Raw genomic sequence first — 13,177 nt, 5'->3', positions numbered from 1 at the left:
TCAAAATCAATGTCCGTTAAAAAATACATATAAGCCGACCATTACTACTACTAGTAAACCCCATGCCACTTTTACGCCTTTGTTTATCCTGATAGGCGAATAGGAGAGGGTAGAAGCCGATTCGCTTTTGTCCGACAACGAATAGGCGAATACGAAGATGGCCAATATTACAAATATAAAGAATGATAAGTATAAGAAATGCAATCCCGGAAATATCAATCCGCAATAATACAAAATACCGATGCCGATACTAAATACCGTACCGTATGTCAGCAGCAGGTTTATCGCTTTTGCCGAAGTCCTTTTCCAAAGCACGGCAGTAAGGAATGCCACAGCCATAGGCGGGGCAATAAAGCTCAATACCGACTGGAAGATGTTGAAGAAGCTAAGCCCTTGTATAAAGGTGATTCCAATAGCCAGAAAGACAGATAAGATAGCCCCAATAAGCACTACGATGCGCCCTATGCGGGTTATTTCTTTGTTTGTACAATTAGGTTTATAATTCTTTACAAAGATATCCATTGTGAAAACAGTGCTCAGCGAGTTGAGGGCAGAACCGATGGTGCTGATTAAAGCCGCTACCATTACCACTACCACTAATCCTATCAGCCCCGGAGGAAATACTTCTTTCACCAGTTGAAGGTACGCATCTGTCGAATTGGTAAGGTTGGGGAGCAGTATGAAACATAATATTCCCGGCAGGATAAACAGCGGTATATCTATAAGCTTGAGCCACGCACAGAAGTTTGCACCCAGTTGTCCCTGCTTAAGATTTTTTGCACCGATAACGGACTGCACCATCGATTGGTCGGTACACCAGAACCAGACACCCATGATAGGATAGCCTATAAGGATAGCCAGCCACGGGAAGTTAGGGTCGCTAAGCGGTTGGAAAAGATTCCAATAACTAGATGGTGTTTCTGCTACTACTTTTTCAATGCCACCTATTTTATCAACTGCCATTACAGCCAGAAGTGCCGAAACCCCAATCAACAGAAGCATCTGGAAAACATTGGTATAGGCTATTGTTTTCAGCCCGCCCGCCATTGTAAAAGCCGCCGAAACAAGTACGAGGATGATGATGCACGAATAAAGCGACATATCTAAGATTTGTGCCATAAACACCCCTCCGGAGAAAAGTGTCAGTCCCAGCCACGAAATCAATATGGTGACAATGGTGTACCATGCTATGTATTCGCGGGTCTTGTCGCCAAAACGTTTTCCCATATATTCGGGCAATGTCATCACCCTTGCGCCGAGGTAGCGCGGGGCAAAAACAAATGCAAGCAAGAGGATAAACGGAAATGCATACCACGAAAAATTGCCGGCGACAATACCGCCCTCGAACCCGCTGCTGGCATTGGCTATCAGCATGGAAGGCCCTACATTCGTCCCCCACATGGTCAGTCCGATAGCAAACCAACCCAGCGACTTATTGGCAAGGAACAGGTTTCCACCCTTATTCTTCTTGCCAAAGCTTGCCCAAATGGCCACTCCCACCAGAATAGCTATATATACTATAATTATCCCGATATCCAGTCCTGTTAGTTCGATTAGGTTTTTCATCTATATGCTTCTATTATTTTTAAGGCTTCGTCTATTTCATGTTCCGATTTAAAATCCATTTGTATATTCAACCCCTGATTGCCCACATTGTCGAGCAGAGGTTTCAGTTCGTCCAAAGTCACCCAGTTTGCCATTATAGACTTACCGCCAGCCAGTATCTTCTTATACAGGTCGTACCAACAGGCAGCACCGCCTTGCGGTTGCCCTACGCCCGGTGTCCACTGTATGGCGTTGAGGTTTTCGAGTTCGAGCAAAGCATCTACGTGGCGCATGGCATCTACGCCGTCGAGGTGGTAGAGCGTATAATCTATCTTTTCGGTCTGCTCGCGAAGGAAAGGAAGGGCGAATGTGCGGAAATCGTCTTCCGAAATCATAATAGATATATCACATTGCAACTTAGATACTTTTGCAGGCCCCCAGATGGAGAAATAGCAGAAAGCCATTTCGCCGTCTTCGTTGATTATATCGTATATCTGGTCGAATGCTTTAAAGTAAGCATCGTTTACAGCCTGTAATTGTTGCAGGGTAGTGTCCGGATCTATCATAATATCCATCAGCGCATTGTCAGACCCTTTGAGGCTGGCAAGCACATCAAGCCCCTCTACCAAATCGGGGCAGCCAATCAGATAATTGCCTTGCGCTTTTTCTTTGCATTTGCGAAGTAATTCGAGGTGCAGTTGCCACCATTTGTTGCTTTCGTCGAATACTATCTCGTCCGAAAAATTATGCTGTTCGCGTATCCAGATAGTGTCTTCCCGTCCTTCGAGTTCGGCGCCCAGGATAGCACCCAGCGAACCGGGGCCCAGTTGGGTGTTGGCAACAGGCAGTATGTCTGCTTTGTATGAATTGCGCGACATCTGATAGTTCAGATAACGGGAACGCCATTCCGGGTCGAACCAAAACTGGTCTAAGTCTTTCGCCGGAGCAGGTTCGGGAATGTCGGCATAAGGCGCGCCGTCTTTAAACAGGTGCTCCCACATGGTGAGGACAATGCCTTTTTGGTTCCACCAGTCGATATAGTGTTTTTTAGATTCTTCGAAATTACTTTTCCACGTTTTCATGTTGTATTAGGTATTTAGCCTTCTCTTTGGGGGTAGGACTGTTAAGTTCCGATTCTTTATTACACTGAGAAACACTGAGCAAACATTGAGGTTCACTGAGTTTTTTTCTTCTCAGTGTTTCTCAGTGGCTTCTTCGTGTATCTCAGTGTCATGTTTTATTCTCTTAAAGTATTATTTTATTTAGAACTTAACAGCCCACCCTTTAGGGAGAATGGGATGTCCATTATATTATCTCTTTAAAACTTTTATCAAATTTCACTCTGACTACTTTCGCCATATCCATCTCATCCGTACAGTTTACATTTTCGGGATAAACAGGTATCTCTGCCCCATATTTTACGAATACAGGCATTTCTTCCAACGGCACTTCTACATTCTTCAACCATTGGTTTCCTTCATACACCTTCCCATCGAAAAAGCCTATCCATTTTCCCTTGGGCAGATAGATATCGCGTTTGTTTTCCGAGTTCATTACAGGGGCAACGAGTATATCATCGCCAAAGTAATATTGGTCGTCGATGTGGTTACATGTCTTATCATCGAAGTGGTGCACCCATAGTGCCCTGAGTACGGGATAGCCTGTCTGTGTGGCTTTCTCGCTTTGTTCCATTATATACGGGATAAGCTTGTAGCGCAAATGCCACCAGTCTTTTACTATATGGCTGATATTCGGATAGTACCAAGGCTCGCGCTTGTGTGAACCATGATAGCGGATGTGCGAAGTGAATACGCCGAACTGAGTCCAGCGGACATATATATCATCGGGCAATATTGAGTTCATAAAATTAGGCACACCGTGAAAACCGGGCACATCGTGGCTCCAGAAGCCGAATCCCGAAAGCCCCAGATGCAAGCCGCCTTTCAACGATCCTGCCATTCCATCCCACGAACAAGCCGAATCGCCTCCCCAGTGCAGCGGATAACGCTGGCTTCCCGCCCATCCGGCACGCGCCCATATGATGCCGTCGCCTGTCACATCCTTCGTTATTTCGTAAGCCGCTTTTTGATAGAACAACGGATAAAGGTTGTGCAGTTTGTCAGGGTTCATCGAGTGATATTCAGCATCCAGATGGATATCTTCGCCAAAGTCTGTTTTTATGCAGACAACGCCCATATCCAACAGTTTCTTGAGCAAGCCTTTATACCATTCGGTAGCTTTATCGTAGGTGAAGTCTATCGTTCCGGCATAATCCTGAACGCTGAAATTGGATGCCCCCTGTATTTTCTTTTCGCTTTTGCTTATATAATTGTTTTTGGCGGCTTCCTGATATTGTTCGGCATTGTAGGCTATATAAGGCAGTTGCCAAAGGCTTACCCGGTATCCGTTCTTCTTTAAGTCCTGAATAAATTTCTCCGGGTTAGCGAAACGCTCCTCGTTGAATTTCCATTCGCAAAGCCAGTCTGTTTCGAACCAACCTGTATCGAGATGGATAACATCGCACGGATAATTCTCTTTGCGCATCCTGTCGCATATTTCATTCACTTCGTCGGCCGAGAAGTAAGTCATACGGCTCATCCATACGCCGTAACTCCACAGTGGGGGTAGGGATGGGAAGCCAGTAATCTGGCGATAACCGTATAATATTTGTTCGGGGCTATCGCCACCTATAACGAACATATCGAGCATCGCTTCTTCTACCATCACCTGGGCCGAACGCGTAGAATGGTCTGCCAACGAGTATTTGGCGAAAGACGATGTATGCAGGAACAACCCGTACATTTCGGACGAAATATAAAACGGGATGGTTTTATATGCCCGGCGGTTGTTCACGCCTTGTCCGTCCTGGTTGCGAAGCTGCATGGTTTTGCCCGAAAGGTCGAGTTTTGCAAAACGCTCGCCTGTGCCCATATAGCACTCGTCGGGTTTGGCACTGAATGAGCAGGTTGCCCTGTCGGGTGTGCCATTACGTTCTACCATAGCCAATGCAAAAGCATCGTGACGGGCAGGAGAAAACATATCGTAAGCCGATAGTTTTACTTCCTTCTTTCCATCAGGATAGAAACGTAAGTCAATAGTTTCCTGCGGAGCCGGTTGCAGGTCGCTCCACCATTCAGTTTTAGGTTGAGAAAAGTCGACTACAGCCCTTTTGTTTCCTGCATGGTCTGTTATTATCCATTCGGTTTCATTCTTGGTAAATGAGAGGGGGATCACTTTTAATGTATCGGCGTATTGAAGCATTTCCGACTCTTCGGGAATGGCACTACCATCGAAAGCGACTGACACCCTGATTGTCTTATCTCCATAAGCCCTGATCCTGAGCTTGTAATCCTTTCTGGGGACAGAATTGTCGGGAGTTATCTCGTTCGAGTTGTGTTGAAGTTGGAAAGGTATGGTTATATAAATATCTCCATTTTGCTCCTCTATATCAGATGGCGCACAAGCACGCCAAAGACGGTCTCCATTGTCTAAAGAGGGTTCGAAATTGAGAAAGTCGAATAATTGGTAGTTCGTTTGGTTCATATTTTTAGTTACAAGTTACGAATTACAAGTTACAAGTAGTTCCTTCTTTTAGCGAAGAAAAAGGTTTCTATCAATTGACGGCTGAAAACACCACCCACGATTCTCCCGGCTGTGTACCCTGAATGCCTTCCTGGTATTTAGCCATTATAGCATTCCATTCATCAACGCGCGGATTGTTTTCTGTTGTTTTGGGATTCAGTTCGTCGAGGTTTTCCCCTTTCGGGATGCTTATAATCAGCATCAACTGCCTGCCATTGCGATACATTAGCAGTTGTTGGAAATCAGCATTGCAAAATCCGTTTGCTACTTCCGGCCACATCTCGGACTGCGTGGCATGATATTCCATATATTCGCGTTGCATTGTAGTATCAGCTACCAGGCTGGCTGTCATAATAGTGTGGCTCCACTCTGCGGCTGTTTCTTTGTTGTCGCAGTTTTTACGGTTGAAGATATAGTATGGCTCATCATAATATTTCACCTCCAGCATTTCATCAGCATAAGCTAGTGTAAGCTCGTGCATCAACACTTGATAATCGTCAAAAACATCGAAGACAATCAAACGGTTTTTCCATTGGTAAACAGAAGCCTGATTTATATTGTATTTCTTACAAACTTCGAGAAATTTCCCGGGAGATATGCTGTCTGTTTTCGATGCTACTTCTATTATGGATGGAACACCGTCCTTTGTTGCGCCAGCTCCGTTTACCGATGGCTTTTTCTGCTGCGAACAAGCTGCAAAAAGCAAGGAAACGGCTAATAATATGTACAGGATTTTATATTTCATGGTATCCGTTTATATTATTGAAATACAGATTTCAGGTATTTTATATTTGCCCCATAGTTTTTCTTCACATTGCGCACATCGTTTACATCGCGCGAACGCTCAACGACAAGCCAACCGTTCCAACCCATTTTGTCGAGAGTGGCTTTCACCTCTTTCATATTCAAGGCAGGGTCGTTTTCTATCCAATGACCATCAGTGTTTGTTGCATGAATCTGTACGATGCGGTCTTTGCCCAACGTTTTCAGGTCTTTTATTATATCACCTCCTCTTTTCAGAATGGATGAGAAGTTTACATAACTGCGGATAGCCGGAGAATTGATTTTATCTATCAGTTTGGCTTCTTCTTTTGCGGTCAATGTAGTTTCTATGCCGATAATTACGCCTGCCGCTTCAGCTTTTTTAGCCACAACTTTTAGCCTTTCCAATACGATAGGATATAGTTCCGGTTCTTTTACAAGGTCGCTTTGATTGCCCATCGGCAGGAATGCAACTTTAACGCCCAGAGCCTTCATTGTAGCGATGCACTCGTCTATCAACTGTTCGTAATTGTCGCGCTTGGCAAATGATTGTCCGTAAAAAGCAGACATAGCAACAGAGCTGAATTCGATGCCGAGGCGGTTGCATTCCGAAATAAAAAGTTCCTGAAAATGTTTTTCTGTAAATTTATTGTCGAACGAAACCCGCTTGCCAAGCCCGCCCATATCCAGTTCGAGGCCATCGGCACTAAGCTCTTTAGCTAGTTCCATTGCTCCTACTTTCTGGCGTTTGAGCATCATCCAGTCGCAAACGGAAACTTTATAGCGGTGGTTGTTTACAACCTGTATCTCTTTCGTTTCTTTTACCGAAGGCCATTTCATGTCTTCGATTTTGGATAATACCAGTTTATTCGGATCTATCGTCACGTGCTTAATGGCTTTGCGTCGCCATGTATAGACTATATGTACCATGCCGTCTTTGGTTTGTATAACAGATGGATAAGAGTATTGGCTGATAGGCGAATCTTCGAGAACTAACGCTGCATTCCATGTCTTTCCATCTTCCGATATAGCAACATTGAGAGGGGTGCGTGCACCTTTCCCGTTCTTTAGTGTATCGTGTGGCAAAACGTGGTTGTAGACAAGTAATTGGCGTCCATCGTATAGTGTTACGGCATCTGTTCCAGAATTGTTATTCGGCATATTCGTTTTGGCTATAGGTGTCCATGTCTTACCATTGTCGCGCGACCACGATTCGGCGATAGCCCGTTCTTTGGTGCGGCAAAGTATCTGCAAGCAGCCGTCTTTATATGTCAGTATAGAGGCCTGTATCGTGTGCAGGTCTTTGCCTTCGTTTATTGGCCCTATCTTTGTCCATGTCTTGCCAAAGTCTTTTGTCGCTTCGAAATGGGTTTTCCAGCCATTACCCTCTGTACTCGACGGGCAAAGCAATGTGCCGTTTTTCAGCAGGACAGGTTTATTCTTGACGGGGCCTAAAAATCCTTCCGGCAGATCGCGCGGAGCTGACCATGTAACACCGCCGTCGTTCGAGGTTATTACCTTGCCAACCCAACCCGCAACATTCGGCCCGACTTTATAATATAATTGCAATTCGCCATTCGGAACCTGATACAATACGGGATTCCATGTAGCATAGCGCAACGTATCGTTTACAATGCCGTTTGCAACATTCTGTGGTGCAGTCCATTTTCCGTCTATCAGGCGGCTCACCCAGATACAAACGTCGGGGTTGCGCTCTTTTGTTCCGCCAAACCATGAAGCGATAAGATGTCCCTCCTTAGTTTCGGCGATGGTAGATGCATGGCTTTCGGGGAAAGAAGGTTTTTCGCAAATAAATTCATCTACAAGGATGCCTTCTTTGTAGCGGTTGGCAGCTTCTCCATATTTGCAAACGAAAGTGTATTCGCCCGAACCGATTTCCAGATTGATACGGTTTTCTTCAATCCTAACATACTTCAGTCCTTCTATTTCCTTCACAGGTTTACTGCTTTCTGTGATATCTTCTAAAGAAGCAGCAGGAACCAGTATGTTAGCCCTCGAATTGGCAGGAATGGATATTTTCCATGTGAAAATGCCGTCTTTTAGTTCCCAGTTGCTTTTTACCCATCCGTAAGGCGTTTTATGGGATGCCTTGGTGTATGTCAGGTCTTCGGTCGGATGAGGTTTCATCCACAGCCATTTGAATCCTTGATGTATCTTATGCGATTTTATTCCGGCTAAGTCTTCATACATCCAAGCCAGCAGGTCGCCCAAAAGCATTACATGATTGTGCGAGTTCATCTTGGGGCTGGCAGTATCACCGTTCCACAGTTCCCAGATGGTAGTCGCACCCTGTTCAGCCATATATCCCCAACTAGGATAATCTTTTTGAGTGGCAATGGTATAGGCAACGTCAGCGCAGCCTTTGCGTGTTAGTTCGCGCATTAGCCATTGTGTGCCGATAACACCCGTGCTGATATGCAGCTTGTTTTTGTTTATTTTGCTTATCATATTCTGGAAAACCCTGTCTTCGTTTTCCTTTTCAACAATGTTGAATGCGAGGGGTAAGAGGTTAGCTGTGACGGTATGATTGCTATATTGTCCTGTTTCGGCATTATAGAATTTCTTGTTGAACCCGTCCCGTACATTTTCAGCAAGCAGGGCATATTCCATTAAATCTTCTTTATGACCTGATATAAGGGCAAATTCCTGTAACATTTGCAGCAGTTTGTAAGTATATGCTGTAGCAATAAGCTGCCCGTCAGTTTTGCGTGCAGGGTCTTGCGAATGTATCATTTCTTTCGATTCGGGCGGTACGCACCAATCGCCATACTTATCCTTAGTCATTATAAATTCGGCGTTCAGGTAATTGTTTTTCATGTGCATAAACCACTTTTTCATATGCGGATAATGCTTTTTGATAGGTTCGGCATTACCGTATTGCTTATGTATCATGTCTGCCACAAAGAGATAAGTACCCGGCCATGTCATATTATCACTATAGTATATCATATAGTATGGAGGCACGATATCAGATATCTTCCCTTCAGGCGTTTGGCTGTCTTTTATATCATCCAGCCATTTTGTGTACATCCTTTTGTTGTCGTAGGCAAAGCTTTCGCCAATGCAACCGATGGTGTGGTCGCCCAGCCAGGGCTGTCTTTCATCGCGTTGAGGGCAATCGAGTGGAATACTCTTATAATTACCGTTGATACCCCACCATGCGTTTTGATATATTTGGTTGAGAATGCTGTTCGAAGTTTCGAAAGAGCCTGTAGTTGCAATGTCATCATATACAACTTTCCCTTCGAAATCGTTTACGGTAGGTGTACCCGGATAACCCGTCACTTCTACATAGCGGAAGCCGTGTGTAATGAAGCGTGGTTCCCATTTTTCCGAGCCTTCGCCTTTCATCGTGTAGACATCAGTCGCGCGGGCGCTGCGAAGGTTTATTGTTCTGAGGCGTCCGTCCTTTTCCAGTGTTTCGGCAAAGCGAAGCGTTATTTTATCACCTTTTTTGCCTTTTGCCTGTAGGCTCAGCCAGCCCACCATATTTTGCCCCATGTCGATGATGAATGTATCTTTTGCCAAAGCTGTTATCGACTTTGGTTTCATCACCTTCATTATTTTCATGTTTTCGGTCATCTGGGCAGTCATTACCCCACCCGGAGCTTTTACCAATTCGGCTTTGAGCCATTTTTTATCATTGAAACCTATTGTATTCCAAGCTCCTAGTTCCTTGGTTGCATCGTATTCCTCTCCATCGAAGTCATTGTTGGAACGGATAGGGCCATCGGCGGTTACTTTCCACGATTCGTCGCTGACTATAGTTTGACGGCTGCCATCGTTATATTCTATTTCTATTTGAAGAATCATTTTCGGGTAACCGAAAGTCATGATTTTATGAGGCTTGAAATTCTGGCGCATATTATAGAAACGCCCATTTCCCAAAATAGTGCCTATGGCATTTTTACCCTGTTTGATATAAGGCGTAACATCGAAGGTATTGTATAAAACCGTTTTGAAATAATTGGTTTGTCCCGGAGCCAATACCTGATCCCCTATTTTCTGCCCGTTGATATACAGTTCGTATAGTCCGAGACCGGAAATATATGCCTTTGCCGATTTTATTTGCTTCTGGTTGGTAAACTCTTTGCGGAAATAACGCGCAGACAGGCGTGCGTGCTGTGTTTCGCTATCCCACGGAAATACTTTGTCTAAACCGATCCATTTTGCCGACCAGTCTGACTCTGCAAGCAAGCCTACGCTAAAATTTGCAGGCGAACTCCAGTCCGTTTCGCTTTTGTTGGTATATACTTTTACTTTCCAATATACCCGGCTGCGGCAGGTCAGCGTTTTGCCGGCATAAGGAATAAGTGTAGATATATTGCTTTCTACCTTTCCTGTATTCCAAAGATCGGCATCTTTTTCGTTCAGTTTATCAGGCGAAGATGCGGCTAATATCCAGTAGGCTTTTTGTACTATATTTCGCTCCTGCGATTCTATTATCCATCCCAAACGCGGAGTAATCGTATTGATGCCTTCGGGATTGTTTAGCATTTCGCACCTTAGTTCCTTTACATTGGTAGGAAAGGCGGATAGGGAGCAAAATAGAATTGATAATATAAGTATAATTTTTTTCATGGCATTTCTTAATAAAGGCAGTTTCTATCAATTGCCTTGTTGTTCCAGATTATCTTTTACATAAGAGGTTTTAGCATCTGTAATGATAAGCACCTTGTCGTTACCAGCCCTGTATTCGGAGTCGTGGATAAAAGCCTGCTTACCATTATTAAATTCACCAATATATTCTACAGAACCATTAACCGGGCTGTACCACCATGCTTTTTTCTTTGCGCCGGATATTTTAGTCATATCTATTTCCTCCTTGCGATTGGTATAGTTATAGACTAATATATAATCGTTGCCTCTGGTAGCTATCACGCGCTCGTATTGTAGTCCGTTTGTCCCCGCAATCACGGATTGATCGGGAATCCTTTCGAAGAAAGGGAATGCCATAACAAGTTTTTTTAGGTATTTCATCTGTTGGCAACCCGGGTCGTGTATAGCTTCCCACCAAGGCTTTTCGGCTCCGAATGAAGCTTGGTATCCCGGACGAAGCATTTGCATTGTAGAATTATGCCCGTAGGTATGTCCGAACGAGCCTGCAAAAACCGACCAGTAAGCATAACGGCGTACATCTTCGGCCAACCAACGACGCTCGTTTGCATCATGCAGTCCGTGAGGTATATCTTCGTAAGAAGGTTCGCCATCAATAACCGGTTTTTTAGGCGACATAGCAAATTCACGTTCAACAAACCGCCAGTTGTCTTCTTCCGTATTTTCTTCTATCGGGTAGTCTCCGTCACCTTTGCGCTGGTTGTAGCGGCGGTGCCCCGATTGGAACATATTGAAGTCTAACCAGGGCTCATTGTGAAACCATGTGGAAGAACATGTACGTCCGCGCGGGTGGAATGTCATCAGGTGGCCGGAATCTATACTCCTGATAGTGGTAGCCAATGACTGCCAGACTTCCGGCTCTACATCTCCGCGGATGTCGCCACCTATCAGCCAGATTATATTCGGGTATTTTTTGTAGCGTTCGGCTAAGAATTTACCATATTTCCTGGCATCTTCTACTGTCATTAGTTTTTGCTGGACAGGGGTTCCCCATACGCAAACGATACCGATGTAGATTCCACTGCGTTGTGCGCGTTCTACAATGTAATCTACGTGTTGCCAATAGTTATATTCTCCCGGCTTGTCGATATCCTTGAAGTCGAACCTGTTTGGTAAAGCCCAATGTCCGTACACATTCATCGACGGGATGTTATGTAGCGTGGATATTTGCAAAACATTATATCCGTTCTTTTTTGTCTCATTCATAAAATAATCGACTTCGTCCCTGTTCGAACGTGATGGAAGAAGCCAAGCTGTTTCTCCAAGCCAGAAGAATGGTGTTCCGTTTTCGTGTTGCAGGAAACGTTTGTTGTCGCTAACTTTCAGTTTGCCATTGTCCCAAGGTAAGCCTGCTTTCTTCGATTTGTCCTGAGCGAATGAAAAGTTGGCAATCAGTAGGGAGAATATAAGAAGTATATATTTGTTCATTGTCTTGTCCGGCTTATTTATTGGTTTTACTCTCTGATTCTTCGTGTCCGATAGCCGCCCAGATAAATGGCGCTACCGATTTAGGGTCGTTCAATATTACAGGTTCGCTGATATAGTATTCGAAAGAGCTGTCGCGGTATTTTTTCTCACCGCCTAAGCCTGCAACGGCACAGCAGTTAGTAATAGAGTATGTTCCATTCTCTTCTTTTTGCAGAAATTCTTTAATCAGCCCATCGAAGCCTTTATCTGCCGCAGCTTTATAGTCTGCACTGATATACCCTTTGTTGATGGCATCGTAGAGGAAAGTGACGAACATGGCTGAACCCGACGACTCAAGATAATTTCCTTCTTTATCGCCCATATTAGTTACCTGATACCATACGCCGGATTTTTCATCTTGCCATTTTACAATACCTTTTGCCATCTTCTCTATAATGGTCAGGATATCAGTCCGTCCTGCATGGTTTTCGGGGAGGAAGTCAAGCACATCCACAAGTGCCATACCATACCAGCCGATGCTTCTCGACCAGAAATTAGGTGAACGTCCTGTGGTTTTATCCGCCCATTTTTGTTCGCGGCTTTCGTCCCATCCGTGATAGAATAAGCCGGATTGGGGGTCGTAGCTGTTTTTGTCCATCAACCTGATTTGGTTCACTATTTCATCGAACAGTTCGGGATGATTGAAATCCCTTGCATATTCTGCCAGAAACGGAGAAGCCATATACAGCCCGTCGAGCCACATCTGGTGCGGATAAATCTGCTTGTGCCAGAAGCCGCCTTCGGACGTGCGGGGCTGCTTTTGCATTTGAACCATCAGTGTGTCGATGGCTGTCTTATACCGTTCGTCTCCTGTCGATTTATACAGTCGAAACAGTATCTTGCCCGGGTTGATATTGTCGATATTATATTTATCCATGCGATATGTCTTTATTTGTCCGTCCTTTGTAATCAGGCTATCGGCATATCCTTTGGCATAATTATAATAAATGCTGTCTCCTGTATGGTCGAACATATCGAGCATTGCTTTTGCTACACAGCCGTGTGTGTAACCCCATCGTGGCGATTTTGCTTTTTCTATCATCCATGCCTCAGGGAAGCGGGTCATTTCCGATTTAGCTATTTTTTCAGACCATCTTTCTTCTGTTTCCTGCGTCTTATTTTGACTACAACTAATCAGTAATAATGCTGAAAAGATTGTAAGAATATGATACTTCATCGTTTT

General features: G+C 44.5%; 6 protein-coding genes and 1 pseudogene. All 7 read right to left on the bottom strand.

The annotated features are described in order from the left end of the window. Nucleotides 1-6: 6 nt before the first annotated feature. Entirely contained in the window at nt 7-1,566 is a 1,560-nt protein-coding gene (locus D0T57_RS12120) for a sodium/solute symporter (protein WP_163273756.1), read from the bottom strand. An 8-nt stretch (nt 1,567-1,574) separates the two neighbouring features. Continuing rightward, nucleotides 1,575-2,627: pseudogene (locus tag D0T57_RS12115) on the bottom strand (cobalamin-binding protein); the annotation flags it as partial. A gap of 223 nt (nt 2,628-2,850) precedes the next feature. After that, nucleotides 2,851-5,088, bottom strand: a complete 2,238-nt coding sequence (locus tag D0T57_RS12110; RefSeq protein ID WP_163273754.1) for an alpha-xylosidase — start codon at nt 5,086-5,088, stop codon at nt 2,851-2,853. A gap of 70 nt (nt 5,089-5,158) precedes the next feature. After that, nucleotides 5,159-5,872: an L-rhamnose mutarotase gene (locus D0T57_RS12105; RefSeq protein WP_163273753.1), complete on the bottom strand. Its 714-nt coding sequence runs from the start codon at nt 5,870-5,872 to the stop codon at nt 5,159-5,161. Between the two features lie 14 nt (nt 5,873-5,886). Next, a complete protein-coding gene (locus D0T57_RS12100) occupies nt 5,887-10,491 on the bottom strand; it encodes a family 78 glycoside hydrolase catalytic domain (protein ID WP_163273752.1) in 4,605 nt (1,534 codons plus the stop codon). A 27-nt stretch (nt 10,492-10,518) separates the two neighbouring features. After that, nucleotides 10,519-11,955, bottom strand: a complete 1,437-nt coding sequence (locus tag D0T57_RS12095; RefSeq protein WP_163273751.1) for a glycoside hydrolase family 140 protein — start codon at nt 11,953-11,955, stop codon at nt 10,519-10,521. A gap of 13 nt (nt 11,956-11,968) precedes the next feature. Next, nucleotides 11,969-13,171: a glycoside hydrolase family 105 protein gene (locus tag D0T57_RS12090; protein ID WP_163273750.1), complete on the bottom strand. Its 1,203-nt coding sequence runs from the start codon at nt 13,169-13,171 to the stop codon at nt 11,969-11,971. Between the last annotated feature and the right edge of the window lie 6 nt (nt 13,172-13,177).

The organism is Dysgonomonas sp. 511 (assembly GCF_010501105.1).
Lineage (GTDB): Bacteria > Bacteroidota > Bacteroidia > Bacteroidales > Dysgonomonadaceae > Dysgonomonas.
The sequence above is the reverse complement of the archived record's forward strand: the minus strand, read 5'-3'. Positions and strand labels throughout refer to the sequence as shown.